The following is a 15,511-nucleotide window of genomic DNA, read 5'->3' as shown; positions in this document are numbered from 1 at the left end:
AATTATTCATCCCCCAAATTTCCGTGAAGAGCCTAAAATTTCTTATTTATGTTTCTTTGAAAGTGAAATTGCTTTTTCAAATGTCTTGAGAATGCTTTCGGACGGCTCTTTATCAAGCAGGCTGACAACTATGATCGAAATGGTTGAAAGGAAGAAACCAGGAACCAGTTCATAGATGCCGAACCATTCAAACTGTTTCCAGATAAGGACGGTAATTCCCCCGATAAGTACACCGGCGTAGGCACCTTTTAATGTCATGCGTTTCCAGTAAAGTGAGAGGAGTATCGTTGCACCGAAGCAGGCACCAAATCCAGCCCACGCATAAGAGACAATCTGGAAAATATAGCTGTCCGGATCGGAACCCAGATATACTGCAATTATAGAGACAACCAGTACACTGATGCGGCTTACACGGATCAACGTCTTTTCAGATGCATTCTTGAAGAGGAATGCCTGGAAAAGATCTCTGGAAACCGCAGAAGACGTTACGAGCAATTGGGAGGAACTTGTACTCATGATCGCTGCCAGAATGGCTGACCAGATGATTCCTGTAATAAATGGTGCCGAAAGAGACTTTGCCATGATGATGAATACTCTTTCAGCATCCGCATTTTCCAGAGGGGTGCTGAGATAGGCTTTGCCGACAATACCAATGGCAATAGCAAAACCAAGGGATAATAAGACCCAAAGCATAGCAATGTGTGTCGATTTCTTTAAATCATCGGCATCGCCGATTGCCATGAATTTTACTAAAATATGAGGCTGGCCGAAATATCCAAGGCCCCATCCCAGGGAGGATACCAGCATAATAAGCAGTGCCGACATGCTTGTGGATGCGGGGAAGAATGAAAAGAAATCCGGGCCTTCGCCTGATAAGATATCCATCGTCGGAACCGGACCGCCTAAAGCAATTGTTGCTGCAAGCGGAACGTAAATAACCGTAAAGAACATCATTGTTCCCTGAATGAAGTCTGTCAATGCAACAGCAGAGAAGCCGCCCAGGAATGTATAGAAAACGACAACGAATGCACCGAGAAGCAATGCATGGAAATATGGAATACCAAAAATAGTATTGAATAATCTGCCTGCTGCTACAAATCCGGATGAGGTGTATATGATGAAAAAGAGAATGATGAACACTGCGCAAATCAAGCGAAGTCCGTTTTTGGTATCCTCAAAGCGGTTTGAGAGGTAGTCAGGTATTGTCAGGCTGTTATTTGCGACTTCTGTATAATTTCTTAAACGTTTTGATACGAGAAGCCAGTTCGCCCATGTGCCTATAATAAGGCCGATGCCGGTCCAAAAAGCAGATAAGCCGTGCAGGTAAGCATAGCCGGGAAGACCCATGAGCATCCAGCCGCTCATATCGGATGCTTCAGCACTCATGGAAGTCAGCCAGGGACCCAGTTTTCTATCCCCCAGAATATAAGAGGAAAGGTTTTTCTGCTGTCTCGAATAATAAAGGCCGATGCCCATCATTAAAATCAAATACAGAATGAAAGCTAGTGCTATAGGCCAGCTGTTGTTGAAATCCATGTGAAAGTCCTCCTGAAACCGTCTTTCTCAAATAAGTATATTTTATCATAATAAAGTATTTTAGCAGATATGTAAAGAGAAATGAGCCGGAATAAGGATTCTTAAGTTGAAATGTCTATTGCAGCGGCCTTAACAGCTTAAGCAGAAACGGTCATAAGAATATCATTTCAATATTTCCGGAGAATGATAATAATCTTCATTGGAATATCTGTACCTGTCAGAATGACGGCAGTAAGCCTGAATGTCAGTCGCAAGGAAATCTATGGAAAGCGCCTCCCGGCTCTTCTCATCAAGAGTCCTCATGGCTTTGGCGGCAGAGGTAATTACGGGAATTGTAATATGATGAATCAGTTCACTGCTTTCCTGGCGGAGCGCCAGAAGTCTGGCATATCTGGGAAAATCAGGCTTGACGAACGGAGACGGCTTTTTGGTGCCGGATAAAAGAAGCGAAGCAGATATTCTTTTTAACTTGCTGTAAAGATAACGCTTGCTCTTGATTCCGCTTAACATCTGAGGGAATGTCGTTTTTTCGGCTTCTTTTTTCCATTTATTTTCAAGGCCTTCTGTAAAAAGTCCCGAATCAGAAAGATCGGAAAGTCCAAGTGCTTTGGACATGAAGAGACATGCGTCTTCATATCGGTTAAAGTCTGTATAATTTCCGCTCTGCATTAATATTTCGGCTTCTTCCTGTATATTTGGAGGCAGTAAAAGGCTGCTTCCTGTTTCCAAAAGCTGCGCTCTTGCATCAGAAGCGGAAATATTGTGTTCCATATCCCGGTGTGTAATGAAAACTTCCAGATCAGGATAATACTTGGAGACTGTTTCGACATATCTCAGTCCCAAAAGGTTATTGGGCTTTATCAGTTCCTGGTAAAGCTTATTTGAAAAGCTGTTTATTGCAGCAGAAGCGGCGCGGCTGTAGGGAAGGCCGTTCTTCAATTCCTGATGGAGCCTTGCTGTGTAATCTTCTGTCTGCATCCATCTGGCAATGTCAAATAACTGATTCTTATCCAGCGATTCTGTAGAAAAAGCTATATGGGTGCATCCTAAATCATGCAGCAGGTGAACGGCGTTTTCAGAAAATGAATCGGCGCTTTGCAGTACATAAAGTGCTGGATATTCAAAAACAGCATCTACGCCTGAAGAGATGCTCCAGGAAGCTCTGCTCCATTTATCAAATATGGCAGGTTCTCCCCGCTGTACAAATGAGCCGCTCATGGCTGAAATTATACGAGCGTCCGGGAAGCTCTTTCTGATTTCTTTAATCATGGCTGCATGGCCTGAATGAAAAGGGTTCCATTCAGCCGTAATTCCAATTACAGGATTTTTTTTCATGATGACTCCTCATCAAAATACAGGCCGCTCTGGGTATGTAAAATCAGCAGATGAATGAATATTTCAAGTGCATATGGGTTTTCAAAATCTTATAAGTTACACATTTGGCAAGGCTTACAGGCTTATATATGTTATAATATTAAAAGTATGTCAGGATAAAATCAAATGCAAGGATGTTTTAAGGCATAACTGATAAATCTGCATATCTGCATAAATGTAAAAATATATATGGAAAGTGATGAGTCAATATGGTTAAATTTCTTAAATCAAAATTATCTGCTGTCCTGATGGTCGTTTTATTGTCTGCTATAGGTCTCAGCCTTGCCGGGTGCGGAAAAGAGAGCCTTGATGATGAGTTTATTTTTGGCAAGAACAGGGTTCATTGTGAAAATAGTACAATTACATTATCAACGCCGTTTGAAATCATTTCGGAAGGAAAGCAGGTAGATCTTGTCGGCCGCGGTGAAGAAAAAGTGAGTGCAGAAGGGCATAATGAGCACCTTCAGATTTTAGTTACCGGCAATCAGGTCTCCAGTGATGAGAATGAAGAAAAACTGGTGAAGGAAGCACCGGCTATTTTACAAAACAACCCGTCTGTCAGCCGTTTGAAAGTAGAAAATAAAACGTTTTCCCTGGGCGATACTAAAGCCAATGTTTTGAATTTTACATTTGCTGAAACTGATAAAAGCAGGACTACCGATCTAAGTGTAAGAGAATATATTTTTACCTACCAGGGTGTTGTTTGGAGAGTCATCTATCAGTACAGAACGGGCGATGCAACAGGGAAGGCCCTGGCAGACCGTGTAGAAGGAAAGATTTCAATGGGAACTAGCTTTTAATTGAATTTATTTTAGGAGAGGAGTTATAGAAGAATGAAGGTTATTGGCGCAAGGGCGCCACTGGTCCTGTGTATATTCACAGGAATTCTGCTGAGCGAAGCGGTCAATCATATGCTGACGGCGGGTGCTTATTTTTCTCAGTATCCGTATCTGACGCAGTCTTTTACCATTCTAAATATTGAGAATATATCGCTCAATCTGTTTATTATGCAGCTTCATTTCGGCATAAAGATTGTGCTGAATCTGATTACAGTGCTCAGCATTCTCGCATCACTGTATGTATACAAGAAATTATAAAGAGAAGATTTTATAATAAGGTTCACAGCGTTCCTTTCTAGTTCCCTGAATTTAAATAGTTCATTTGGTTTTTTATGGCTCTGAGGTATGGAGAAAGCATTACCGGCCATGTGCAGCGAAATGGAGTGTTTTTATGAAGATCAAGGATATGCGTCCGGAGGACCGGCCAAGAGAACGTTTTGCAGAGTCTACGAATGTAAGTCTTGTCGATTTGGTGTCAATTCTCATCCGCACAGGAACACGGGGGAGAGCCGTGACGGAAGTGGCCCAGGAAGTAGTAGACTTCTTGGAAGCGAAAGAGCAGGACGGCATCGACTTCTTTGATGATCTTAATTGGCGTAACTTGATTGAAGTTAATGGCATTGGAAAAGATAAGGCAGTAACGATATGTGCAGCAATAGAACTCGGGCGGAGGCTGGCGTATCGTCACAAGAAGATTGAACTTATTGATTTTAATTCACCGCAGAAAGTTTCCAGGTATTTCATGGAGAAGCTTCGTCATGAAACACAGGAAAAGTTTATCGTTTCATTCTTGAATGTTAAAAATAAATTACTGGGATACAAAGTAATTTCGCAGGGAAGCCTGGATGCAGTATCTGTTGATATCAAGGAAGCAATGAAGTGGGCTATCCGGTATAAAGCACACGGATTAATCATTCTTCATAATCATCCCTCCGGCTCGCCTGAACCATCGGATGAGGATATCAACGTTACGAGGCGCTTTAAGGAAGCGGCTGAATTGATGGAAATGGAATTGCTGGATCATGTCATCATAGGGGATGGCATCTATGTGAGTCTCAATGAACGGGGGTTCATCTGATTATTAACAGCCTTGGAATATAGCGGAGTACAATGCTATAATATTGAGGTAGTAAATACGTTCATCATGAGGAGGAATTAGAATGGAAGAAATGGAAAACGGCAAGAGGTATTCCGCTGAATCTAAGGGCTATAATGATAAGATTTATGAAGTACGCTTCCTGCCAGTCATGGAAAGACCTGAATATCAGGAAGGCGAAACAAGAGAAGCTCTTGAAAAGCTGAAAAAAGAAATGGCAGAGAAGGATTTCGAAAAATATATAAATAATGGCTTAATCAGAGTTACCTACGATGGCAGTCATCTTATGCTGATTGCTAAGTCGGAAATTTACAGAACAATGCTGACAGGCCCGTTTTTCAATGTAATCTGCAAAGCATTTGACGTAGGAAACTTCCGTGTAGTCAGCCAGGTAAACGGGTATTAAGATTTTCAACGTTCAGATCTGGAATAGTCAGGAATAAAAGCCGTGGGTATGAAACCTGCGGCTTTATTTTATTGCTATAATGATAAAGTTTTTATTGGTGAAGGTCATGCAGGCCGATACAAGATTGACTTGAGCACAATAAGATGATAATCTTAATAAAACGTTAATATGTATCTAATTATATTATTTAAAGGCAGGGAAAATATATGGAATTTTGGCATCTTTTCAGGGCAGGCGGATTTATGATGTATCCGCTGGTTATAGCATCCATTGCGGTTGTTGCTATTTTTATCGAGCGGTTCAATTACTATAAAAAGTGCAGATCGGATACGCAGCTTATCACGGGAATGCTTCGGGAGTATATCCCGGGCGGCAAGTTTGATGAACTGGCAGATGCTTTGGCAAAAGATGGCGGCATTCCGGCTTCGGTTATATTGGACGGAGTCAAATGCATACATCTGAAAGCTGACCAGAATGAATTGATAGAAGGAGCTTCATCAAGGGCTGTCGGCGAATTAAGGAAATATCTGAATTATCTGGATACCATTGTTACACTGTCTCCATTGATGGGTCTTCTTGGAACCGTTATTGGCATGGTTGAATCTTTTAATGTTCTTTCTACTGCTCAAGGGCAGCCTTTTGCCATTACAGGTGGTGTCGCAGAAGCATTGGTGTGCACAGGAACGGGATTGTTTGTAGCTATATTATCTCTTCTTGCATATACATATCTTTCCCAAAAGGTCAGCGAATTTATCGTTCAAATTGAAACACTGGATTCATTGTACCTTTCCTTTATGAAAGGGAGGTAAGGATGAGATTAGAACGATTCGAAAATGAAAAAAAGCCCAAGATAATGATTATACCTATGATAGATATCATCTTTTTCCTCTTGGTATTTTTCATGATGAGTATGCTCAGCATGGTTACACAAAGGTCCATCGGCCTAAACCTGCCGCAGGCTTCGACGGCTGTCATTGAAACGACAGAGGAACTTCCTGTCAGCATTGCAGAAGACGGGACAATTTTTGTTGAGAAAGAGCCTGTTTCAAAAGCAGCTTTTAAGCACAGGATGGAAATAGAAATGAGCAGGAACCATGATGTTAAGGTTTTACTTAGAGCGGACAAGAATTCCCAGCATGGAGATTTCGTTTTTGTCCTTGATCAGCTGAAAGCACTGGGAATCCATAGAATCAGCATAGCTACTGATTCAAATTAATTCAAAAAAGGATCGGTTTATGCATAATATAAATCACAAATGGTCCATGGCTGTTTTTGAGTCAATCCTTTTCCATGTATTCCTCATAGCGTTTTTGGTGGCGGCCGGAAGCTTTTTCATGGCTTCTCTGCCGGAGAGTAGTCCTATTGAGGTGGATCTCGTGGATACGACTGCAGGTGCTTCGGGAGGCGCAGGTTCCGGTTCCGGACATGGCTCGTCTGTTTCAAAATCAGATACAGTGAATGTCAATCAATTACCGGGAGGGGAATCGAAGGATTCATCAGCAGTGAGCAGCGATATGGCATCTTATGAAGATAATAATGAGTATTCACAAAACATAAATACCAGCACAGGCGGATCAGGCGCTGCAGATGGCAGTGCCCAGGGATCTGGCTCAGGAAATGGGACTGGTTCAGGCTCTGGCGATGGTACTGGGACTGGCTACGGAAGCGGGACCGGCTCCGGCTCTGGTGATGGCATTGGAAATGGCAATGGAGAAGGTTCTGGCGGAGGCGTTACAGAAGGGCCTCAAATCTTATCAAGGGAAGAACCGGTTTATCCATCTGCGGCAAGGTCTGCCGGGATTTCCGGCACTACTGTTGTCGGATTTATCATAGAAGCGGACGGAAGTGTTTCTTCGGCCTGGGTTGAGCAGTCGTCAGGAAACTCATCGCTGGATAGCGCTGCTGTCCAATCTGTCCAAAATTGGAGATTTGTTCCAGCCAGGCAAAATGGAATTCCGGTTCAATCAAGATCCAGAGTTCCTATAATCTTCAATTTGCGTTAAAATTTAAGACAGGGTTTTTATAATTAAAAATATTTAGGAGGAGTTATTATGAAGACAGGGAAATTATTTGGAATCGGTGTAGGTCCTGGAGATCCGGGACTGCTTACAGTAAAAGCAGTGGAAACGATTAAGAATGCGGATATTATCATCACCCCGAAAACTGAGAAAAAGGATGGGTCTGTTGCTTATAATATTGCCAGGAAATATATTCCGGAAAATGTTGAAATTCTGCCAATGGTATTCCAGATGAGCAATGATATGGAAGCGGTTAATGCCCAGTGGAAAGAAAATCGTAAAATTATTGCGCAAAAGCTGGATGAGGGGAAAAATTTAGTATTTCTCACGCTGGGAGATCCGATGCTCTACAGCACGTACATGTATATTTTTAACGAATTCAGAGATTCAGATAAATATTCCATTGAAACAATCCCCGGAATCCCTGCATTTTTAGGAATTGCTTCTTATATCAACCAGCCTCTAACGGAATGGGAAGAAAATGTATTGATTATTCCGGCTACAGCTTCGCCGGAAAAGTTTGATGCAGCACTGTCTGCCGCAGATAACGCCGTTATTATGAAGGTATATAAGAATTTTGCTTATGTACAGGAAGAATTAAGGAAACACCATATGATGAAGAGATCTGTCATGGTTTCCCGCGCAGGACTTCCTGATGAAATTATCCAGAGAGACCTGGACAGTCTGCCGGCTGATTATAAACCTAATTATCTTAGTACAATTATTGCGAAGAGAGATGAGGACTAATGACAGCATTTAACCGTCCCAGGCTGGTAATTGCCGGCACCAACAGCGGTGTCGGAAAAACAACGATTGTCGTAGGCCTTTTAGCGGCACTTCGTCAAAAAGGACTTTCGGTGCAGCCATTTAAGGTAGGACCGGATTACATAGATCCAGGCTTCCATTCAAAGGCAGCCGGCCGAGATTCTTATAATCTTGATACATGGATGGTTCCGGAAGAATATCTTCAGGAAAACTTCACAAAGTTGTCAGACGGGGCTGATATCTCAATTATAGAAGGCGTCATGGGCCTGTATGATGGAGGGGCTAATGGAGTAAGTTCTACTGCCGATATAGCAAAGAGACTTAAGGCCCCGATCATCCTTGTTCTGGACTGCAAATCAGTCGGATACAGCATTGCGGCCACAGCATTGGGATTCAGAGAATATGATAAGACAGCAAATATTGCCGGCGTTATTTTGAACAAACTTGGATCTGACAGGCATGAAGCCATGATCAGGGAAGTTATGGAAAAAATAAATATGCCGGTTGTCGGCGCTTTCCATAGGGATGATCATCTTAAGACACCGGAAAGGCACCTCGGTCTGACGCCGGTTACTGAAATTGAAACGAGCCAGCTGATTGAAGATATCGGAAAGGCTGCCAGCCGATACATTGATATGGATCAGATTCTTGCTATCGCCAATTCTTCACCGGATCTTGATATTGACGATGATAAGAATGCAGAAGAGAACCATAAAATTGTGAAAATCGGCGTTGCCAGGGATGCAGCATTTTCGTTTTATTATCCATCCAGCTTAGAAAAATTAGAGAGCATGGGAGCCGAGCTCATCGATTTCAGCCCGCTGGAAGACAGCAGCATTTCTGATGTCGACGGACTGATTTTTGGCGGTGGTTTCCCGGAAATGTTTTTGGAAAAGCTTCAGGAAAATGAAAGCATGAAGCAGTCGATCAGAGAGGCTGCATCAAAGGGGATGCCTATTTATGCAGAATGCGGCGGTTTAATGTACTTATGCCGTCAAATTGTTGATTTTGACGGGAACGCTTTTGATACAGCAGGCATTATTCCCGGGGTTTGTAAAATGGGCAAGAACCTGCAGCGTGTGGGTTACGTGACTGCCACTGCCCTTAAAGACAGCATTGCTGCCAGGAAGGGGGATCAATTGAGAGGACATGAATTCCACTTCTCAATGATCACCAAAGATGAGGATTACCCGGATGCATATGAACTTCAGGGAACGCGTCAGAGTACTCCGCACTTGGAGGGCTACAGCAAGGATAATGTTCTTGCAAGCTACCTGCACATTTCTTTCGAGGGAAACCCTAAGGCAGCCGATCATTTCATAAAATCATGCTTGTCTTATAAAAAGACTCATTTGTAAAAGCTGGTTCATGTACGAAAATATATAGAATTGATAATAGTCAATTTAGAGGAGAATATATGGAAAACAAGGGCCTTATACTTATTAATACAGGGAACGGCAAGGGGAAAACGACAGCCGCTCTGGGAACTGCTATCCGTGCATGGGGAGATGGACAGAAAGTTCTGATTCTCCAGTTCATAAAAGGCGGCTGGAAGTATGGAGAGCTTAATGCCATCCAGGCTTTAAATAAGCTGGATCAGCGGATTGAAATACGCCAGATGGGAGATGGATTTGTCTTCCATAATCAGGAAGAGGATGAAGAGACTTTCCAGAAGAAAAAGGCTTTGGCTAAGGAAGGCTGGGACATGGTGCGCCGGGAATTTGAAAGCGGCAATTGGGATTTGATTGTTCTGGATGAGATCAATTATGCAATCCATTTCGGAATGCTCAATGTAGATGAAGTTCTCGAATTATTAAACAATAAACCGGAGCGTCTGAATGTCATCCTTACAGGACGGTATGCTGAGCCCAAACTTATAGATGCTGCTGATACCGTTACGGAAATGACCTTGGTTAAGCATGCGTTCCAGAAAGGAATCCGGGCCCGGAAGGGAATTGAATTCTAAATCCTTCTGCAATATAAGTATCCGTAATCATGAAATAATAAAAAGCTCGTAATATAAACGTTGCGGATTTTAAGCTGATACAGTGAAGGCGGGCAATATCAGTTATCTTCTTTACATGTTTGTACTGGCATGATAAAATTTTGTAAGTTGTAGGTACATTTGTTTATTCAATGAGGGATGTATATGGCACTTTATGTAAAGAAATTCGGCGGAAGTTCAGTCGCGACTCCGGAAAAAATGCTTAATATAGCAAATCGTGTGCTTCGTGATAGGAAACCTGGTGATAAAATCGTTATTGTTGTTTCTGCTATGGGTGACAGCACGGATGACTTATTAGATTTGGCAGCAAAGGTTTCTGATGTGAACTATGCCAGAGAACGGGATATGCTTCTCTCTACAGGTGAACAAGTGTCAATTGCATTAATGGCAATGACATTTAAGAAACTCGGGGTTCCAGCTATTTCCTTAACTGGCCCGCAGGCAGGCATAGTTGCAGGCGGCGGTTATGGAAAAGCTACAATTGACGACGTTAAACCGGACAGGGTGTTTAAGGAACTGGAAGCCGGCAATATAGTGATTGTCGCAGGATTCCAGGGAATGATGCCAAACGGTGATATCGCTACATTAGGCAGAGGCGGAAGTGATGCTACTGCCGTTGCGCTCGCCGGAGCCATGCATGCCGATATGTGCGAGATTTTCACAGATGTTGACGGTGTATACTCTGCTGATCCGAGACATGTAACCGGAACTATAAAAATGAAAGAAATTACCAATACTGAGATGCTTGAAATGGCAAGGCTTGGCGCCGGAGTCATGCAGCCAAGAAGCGTAGAACTGGGAATGAAGTACCATATTCCGATCCATGTAAGGTCTACGTTCACAGATGAAGAAGGCACCATAATTCGGGAGGTATGTACAATGGAAACCAGAGATGACACCGTAAGAGGCGTAGCACAAGACGCTCATGCTGCAAGAATTGCTGTTCTTGGATTAAGAAATATTCCAGGAGTTGCTTACAAAATTTTCTCTGTACTGGCTGAAAACAATATCACCGTAGATATGATTGTTCAAAGTGTCAGAAATTCTAACGATGATAAAACGGATATCATTTTCACAATTGACGACGCCGATCTCTCTGATGCAAAGAGAGTTTTGGATGCAATGAGAGATGAAGGAAAAGTCGAAGAAGTGATTTATGATGATGATACAGCAAAGGTATCCGTTGTTGGTGCCGGAATGCTCGGCCGCCCGGGTGTCGCTGCCCGCATGTTTGGCGCTTTGGGCCGTGCAGGTGTCAATATTGATATTGTAAGTACTTCAGAAATCAGTATTTCCTGCCTTATTTTGCGTAAGGATCTCGATAAAGCAGTACAGGCTATTCATGATGAATTCTTCACGGCAGGAGAAGGCAGATAAACTGTTCCATTAATAGACAAAAGCACAGGTCTCGTCCCTGCGCTTTTTCTATTTATGAATCTATTCCAATGATTTGCTTTTAAATACGATATTTATAAATTTTTGATTAAAGGAGAGGCCTATGAAATTCAATAATGGAGATATAATACACGGCTTCCGTGTTACAAATCTATCACATATACAGGAAGTGGATTCCGATGCATATTTGATGCAGCATGAGAGAAGCGGAGCCAGACTTCTCTATCTCGCAAATAACGATGATAATAAGGTTTTCTTTATCAGCTTCCGCACGACACCGGATAATTCCAAGGGAACTCCGCATATCATGGAACACTCTACACTCTGCGGTTCCAGAAAGTTTCCTCTTAAGGAACCATTCGTAGAACTGGCTAAGGGATCTTTAAATACATTTTTAAATGCTATAACCTGGCCGGATAAAACGATGTACCCGATCGCCAGCAGAAATGATAAGGATTTCCATAACCTTATGGACGTTTATCTGGATGCCGTTTTCTATCCGGACTGCCTTAAAAATCCTCAGATCCTTATGCAGGAAGGCTGGCATTACGAATTGGATAATGTGGATGCGCCGTTGACCTATAATGGCGTTGTTTATAATGAAATGAAGGGCGCTCTTTCATCTCCGGAAGCAATCATGGAAGACAAGGCGATGGAGGAACTGTTTCCCGATACGACATACGGAGTAGAATCCGGCGGGGATCCTGAAGTCATTCCTACATTATCATTCAGGGAGTTCAGTGAATTCCATCGCAGATTCTATCATCCATCCAACAGCTATATTTATCTTTATGGCGACATGGATATCGATGAGACACTGAAATTCATCGACCAGGAATATCTGAGCCATTTTGACGCAAGGAATGTCTATTCCGCTGTCAAAACTCAATCCCCGCTTCCGAAAAGAAAGATTGTTGAGGCGCCATTCGGCATTTCTGAAAATGAAAGCCTTGAGAAGAAGACTATTCATGCATTATATATTGCACTTAATGACCATATAACTACGGAAGAGTCTCTCGCATTCAAAATCCTGAGCTATGTTCTGGTAGATATGGATGGAGCTCCATTAAAGAAAGCAGTTTTGGACGCAGGAATCGGGAATGATGTATCTAGTGCGTATGGAGACAGCTATAAACAGCCGGTATGGACAATCGAAGTAACTGGTTCAGAAATTGATAAGAGAGAGAAGTTTATTTCAACTGTCGATCTTGTCTTAAGGAATCTTGCCCTTGATGGAATTGACAGGAATATGCTTGAAGCAGCACTCAACCGCACAGAGTTCATCCTGCGTGAGAATGATTTCCAGGGAAAACCGAAAGGACTTCTGTATGGAGTGAGAGCAATGGATCTCTGGCTGTATGACAGAGACCCCATGCAGGCTCTTAAGTACATTGATGATATCAAGGAACTTAGAAATAATCTGGATAAAGGATATTTTGAAAATCTGCTTTTAAAATACGTTATCAAGAACACGCACCAGGTACTGATTACAATGAAACCTGAACGTGGTCTGACAGAAAAGAAAAATAAGGAGACAGCAGAGAAACTGGCTGCCTTCAAGAGCTCTCTCTCCCACGAACAGCTTGAAGAAATCGTCGAATCGACAAAAGCCCTGAAGGAAAGACAGGCTTCGATGGAAACGGAAGAAGCTTTAAAGACAATTCCGCTTCTTTCAAGAAAAGACCTTAAACGTGAAATCGAAGATGACAGCCTTATTGAAGAAGACCTGAATGGTATCCGTCATTTCCATTATGAAGTCAACACAATGGGTATCACTTATTTGAATATCTTCTTTACACTGTACGGATTGAAGGAAGAAGATATTCCGTATGCTAATCTACTGACGTCGATATTATGCAGCATGAATACTGATAAACATAGCTATGTTGAATTATCCAGACTGTCCAATGCTTATACCGGAGGACTTGGGTTCAATGTCAGTGCATACAGCAGGTATGATAATTCCGCAGATTATACCCCTGTTTTTGCCATCCGGGGAAAAGCTCTGACATCGAATGTCGACAAGCTGATGGGACTCATTGGTGAAGTTCTCTGCCATACTTCTTTCGAAGATACCGCAAGATTGAGAGAGATTCTTCTTCAGGAAAAATCGGAATGGGATATGAGCGTGTTCAGCCGTGGAAGCTCACTGGTTATGACAAGACTTTCTTCTTATTTCTCTAAAGCCGGTGCATTTGCCGAACAGCTTGGATTGAGTTACTACTATTTCCTGTCAGACCTGGTTCGCGATTTTGATGCAAATTCTGATGAGATTGTCCGCAGGCTGGCAGAAGTTGCAAAGATTATTTTTGCAAAATCAAATCTGTTTATAGAAACGATTGGAGAGTCCGGCGAGGTAAGCGCGGTCAAGGATCATTTATATGAAATTGCCGATGATCTTCCGGATGGAAATGTTTATCAGAAGCACACCTTTGATTTTGCCGAAGGAAACAAGGACGAGGCATTCTTAACTTCCGGAAAAGTCCAGTATGTTGGCGAAGGCGGAGATTTCCGCAAATACGGGTTCAATTATACTGGCGCTCTCCGGGTTATGGAAACCATTCTGCGCTATGAATATTTATGGAAGAAGGTTCGCGTCCAGGGCGGAGCATATGGTGCATTTACCCAGTTTTTAAGTGATGGTACTGCGATTTTATGTTCTTACAGAGATCCGAATTTAAAACAGACCCTTGAAACATACAAGAACCTTCCTGAATATATCCGCACGCTCGAATTATCAGACAGGGAAATGACAAAATACGTAATTGGCACGATGGCTGCAGATGAAATACAGCTTACCCCGTCAATGAAGGGCGAACGCGCAATGCTTCATTATTTGAATGGCAATTCTGTTGAAAACCGCAGAAAAGTCAATGATGAAATCGTCAACTGCACAGTAGAAGATATCAGGAAACTTGCGCCTTTGCTTCAGAGCGTTATTGATCACTCCAGTATCTGCGTAATGGGAAATGAAGAAAAGATTCATCAGGATGCAGATGTATTTGATAAAATCCTGTCCCTTCCAGACTGATCATATGCAGGTAAGAACGAGATTTGCTCCGAGCCCGACCGGTTTCATGCATCTGGGAAATATCTGGATCGCACTCTTGAACTGGTTGTGGACCCGGCAGAATAAGGGCAAAATTGTTTTAAGGATTGAAGATATAGATACGCAAAGAAGCAAGCCGTCCTATATACAAGGAATTTTAGACGATCTTTCCTGGCTGGGACTGGATTTTGATGAGGGCCCTGGCCATAGCTTCTCTTATGGAGATACGATACAGAGCCAGCGTACACATCTCTACGAGGAAACCTGCAGGGACCTTCTGAAGCAGGGGGAGTTGTACCCTTGCTTCTGCTCCCGTGCAAGGCTTCACGCAATCAGTTCAGCACCGCATGCTAATGAGGCAGTATCCTCGTATGACGGCCATTGCCGAAATCTGACAGAACAGGAGAGAGCCGTCCAGACAAAGGCTCCTTCACTCAGATTTAAGGTGGACGATTGCAGGATAGAATTTACGGATCTGCTGAAAGGAAAGCAGTCAAAACATTTAAGAGCCGGCTTTGATGATTTTGTCGTAAAAAGAGCTGACGGGATGTTTGCGTATCAGCTTGCTGTTTCACAAGATGATGGCGCCATGGGAATCACTCATGTGTTTCGGGGAAACGATTTAATGGATTCCACTTTTTACCAAATCCTATTGATGCGTAAAATGGGATACACTCCTCCGGCATATGCACACCTGCCGCTTTTAGTCGATCAGCAGGGAATCCGTCTTTCTAAAAGGCAGCATGGGATTTCGGTTAAAGAGTTAAGAGAAAGTGGTACTACAGCAGAAGAAATCATAGGATTCTTACTGTATCTGGCGGGGGAAACCGGTCACAAGTGCAGGATGTCTGCTTCTGAGGCTCTTCGGAATGTCGATTTTAACACCTGCAGAAATCTCACAAAAGATTCAATAACAGTTCCTTTTAAAAAAATGAATATTTTGAGATGAACGTATTTTTTAGGGGGATGTGACAAAATTCATCCCAATAAAAAAGGCTCTGCCCCGGATCATTTGGTCCGGGGCAGAG

Annotated in this window: 15 protein-coding genes; 13 read left to right on the top strand and 2 right to left on the bottom strand. The window is 42.7% G+C overall.

Annotation, left to right across the window (positions count from 1 at the left end; all coding sequences use genetic code 11):
- Positions 1-42: 42 nt before the first annotated feature.
- Entirely contained in the window at positions 43-1,536 is a 1,494-nt protein-coding gene (gene putP, locus M3200_RS05305; protein WP_022382512.1) for a sodium/proline symporter PutP, read from the bottom strand.
- A 162-nt stretch (positions 1,537-1,698) separates the two neighbouring features.
- Entirely contained in the window at positions 1,699-2,871 is a 1,173-nt protein-coding gene (locus tag M3200_RS05300) for a tRNA(Met) cytidine acetate ligase (RefSeq protein WP_022382511.1), read from the bottom strand.
- A 248-nt stretch (positions 2,872-3,119) separates the two neighbouring features.
- Between M3200_RS05300 and M3200_RS05295 the strand changes: the two genes are divergently transcribed.
- From M3200_RS05295 to gluQRS, 13 genes are all read left to right on the top strand, one after another.
- On the top strand, positions 3,120-3,710 hold the full coding sequence (locus M3200_RS05295; RefSeq protein ID WP_022382510.1) for a hypothetical protein: 591 nt from the start codon (positions 3,120-3,122) through the stop codon (positions 3,708-3,710).
- A gap of 33 nt (positions 3,711-3,743) precedes the next feature.
- On the top strand, positions 3,744-4,007 hold the full coding sequence (locus tag M3200_RS05290) for a DUF4321 domain-containing protein (protein ID WP_022382509.1): 264 nt from the start codon (positions 3,744-3,746) through the stop codon (positions 4,005-4,007).
- A gap of 133 nt (positions 4,008-4,140) precedes the next feature.
- Complete coding sequence (gene radC, locus M3200_RS05285; RefSeq protein WP_022382508.1) at positions 4,141-4,827, top strand: RadC family protein; 687 nt, start codon at positions 4,141-4,143, stop codon at positions 4,825-4,827.
- A gap of 82 nt (positions 4,828-4,909) precedes the next feature.
- Positions 4,910-5,251 carry a hypothetical protein gene (locus tag M3200_RS05280; protein WP_022382507.1) on the top strand — a complete coding sequence of 114 codons (342 nt, stop codon included), beginning with the start codon at positions 4,910-4,912 and terminating at the stop codon, positions 5,249-5,251.
- Between the two features lie 206 nt (positions 5,252-5,457).
- A complete protein-coding gene (locus M3200_RS05275) occupies positions 5,458-6,060 on the top strand; it encodes a MotA/TolQ/ExbB proton channel family protein (protein ID WP_108849710.1) in 603 nt (200 codons plus the stop codon).
- 2 nt (positions 6,061-6,062) lie between these two features.
- Complete coding sequence (locus tag M3200_RS05270; protein ID WP_022382505.1) at positions 6,063-6,467, top strand: ExbD/TolR family protein; 405 nt, start codon at positions 6,063-6,065, stop codon at positions 6,465-6,467.
- Positions 6,468-6,585: 118 nt separating this feature from the next.
- On the top strand, positions 6,586-7,254 hold the full coding sequence (locus tag M3200_RS05265; protein ID WP_288178164.1) for an energy transducer TonB: 669 nt from the start codon (positions 6,586-6,588) through the stop codon (positions 7,252-7,254).
- A gap of 48 nt (positions 7,255-7,302) precedes the next feature.
- Positions 7,303-8,016, top strand: coding sequence for a precorrin-2 C(20)-methyltransferase (cobI, locus tag M3200_RS05260; RefSeq protein ID WP_022382503.1), 714 nt, complete (start codon positions 7,303-7,305; stop codon positions 8,014-8,016).
- Entirely contained in the window at positions 8,016-9,392 is a 1,377-nt protein-coding gene (locus tag M3200_RS05255) for a cobyrinic acid a,c-diamide synthase CobB (protein WP_022382502.1), read from the top strand. The genes cobI and M3200_RS05255 overlap by 1 nt, the downstream gene beginning before the upstream one ends.
- 59 nt (positions 9,393-9,451) lie before the next feature.
- Positions 9,452-10,000 carry a cob(I)yrinic acid a,c-diamide adenosyltransferase gene (gene cobO, locus M3200_RS05250; protein WP_022382501.1) on the top strand — a complete coding sequence of 183 codons (549 nt, stop codon included), beginning with the start codon at positions 9,452-9,454 and terminating at the stop codon, positions 9,998-10,000.
- Positions 10,001-10,183: 183 nt separating this feature from the next.
- Positions 10,184-11,416 (top strand): aspartate kinase, encoded by a 1,233-nt coding sequence (locus M3200_RS05245; RefSeq protein WP_022382500.1) that lies wholly within the window; start codon positions 10,184-10,186, stop codon positions 11,414-11,416.
- A 121-nt stretch (positions 11,417-11,537) separates the two neighbouring features.
- Positions 11,538-14,465, top strand: coding sequence for an insulinase family protein (locus tag M3200_RS05240; protein ID WP_022382499.1), 2,928 nt, complete (start codon positions 11,538-11,540; stop codon positions 14,463-14,465).
- Positions 14,404-15,432, top strand: coding sequence for a tRNA glutamyl-Q(34) synthetase GluQRS (gene gluQRS / locus M3200_RS05235; protein WP_287537375.1), 1,029 nt, complete (start codon positions 14,404-14,406; stop codon positions 15,430-15,432). Before M3200_RS05240 ends, gluQRS begins: the two co-directional genes overlap by 62 nt.
- Positions 15,433-15,511: the final 79 nt, after the last annotated feature.

The organism is Dialister sp. CAG:357 (assembly GCF_000435155.1).
GTDB classification, from domain to species: domain Bacteria; phylum Bacillota; class Negativicutes; order Veillonellales; family Dialisteraceae; genus Dialister; species Dialister hominis.
This window is presented reverse-complemented; position numbering and strand designations above follow the sequence as displayed.

Coding starts and splice junctions, on each gene's coding strand:
- putP (WP_022382512.1), bottom strand. CDS start 1,536: ATGGATTTCAACAACAGCTGGCCTATAGCACTAGCTTTCATTCTGTAT.
- M3200_RS05300 (WP_022382511.1), bottom strand. CDS start 2,871: ATGAAAAAAAATCCTGTAATTGGAATTACGGCTGAATGGAACCCTTTT.
- M3200_RS05295 (WP_022382510.1), top strand. CDS start 3,120: ATGGTTAAATTTCTTAAATCAAAATTATCTGCTGTCCTGATGGTCGTT.
- M3200_RS05290 (WP_022382509.1), top strand. CDS start 3,744: ATGAAGGTTATTGGCGCAAGGGCGCCACTGGTCCTGTGTATATTCACA.
- radC (WP_022382508.1), top strand. CDS start 4,141: ATGAAGATCAAGGATATGCGTCCGGAGGACCGGCCAAGAGAACGTTTT.
- M3200_RS05280 (WP_022382507.1), top strand. CDS start 4,910: ATGGAAGAAATGGAAAACGGCAAGAGGTATTCCGCTGAATCTAAGGGC.
- M3200_RS05275 (WP_108849710.1), top strand. CDS start 5,458: ATGGAATTTTGGCATCTTTTCAGGGCAGGCGGATTTATGATGTATCCG.
- M3200_RS05270 (WP_022382505.1), top strand. CDS start 6,063: ATGAGATTAGAACGATTCGAAAATGAAAAAAAGCCCAAGATAATGATT.
- M3200_RS05265 (WP_288178164.1), top strand. CDS start 6,586: ATGGCTTCTCTGCCGGAGAGTAGTCCTATTGAGGTGGATCTCGTGGAT.
- cobI (WP_022382503.1), top strand. CDS start 7,303: ATGAAGACAGGGAAATTATTTGGAATCGGTGTAGGTCCTGGAGATCCG.
- M3200_RS05255 (WP_022382502.1), top strand. CDS start 8,016: ATGACAGCATTTAACCGTCCCAGGCTGGTAATTGCCGGCACCAACAGC.
- cobO (WP_022382501.1), top strand. CDS start 9,452: ATGGAAAACAAGGGCCTTATACTTATTAATACAGGGAACGGCAAGGGG.
- M3200_RS05245 (WP_022382500.1), top strand. CDS start 10,184: ATGGCACTTTATGTAAAGAAATTCGGCGGAAGTTCAGTCGCGACTCCG.
- M3200_RS05240 (WP_022382499.1), top strand. CDS start 11,538: ATGAAATTCAATAATGGAGATATAATACACGGCTTCCGTGTTACAAAT.
- gluQRS (WP_287537375.1), top strand. CDS start 14,404: ATGAAGAAAAGATTCATCAGGATGCAGATGTATTTGATAAAATCCTGT.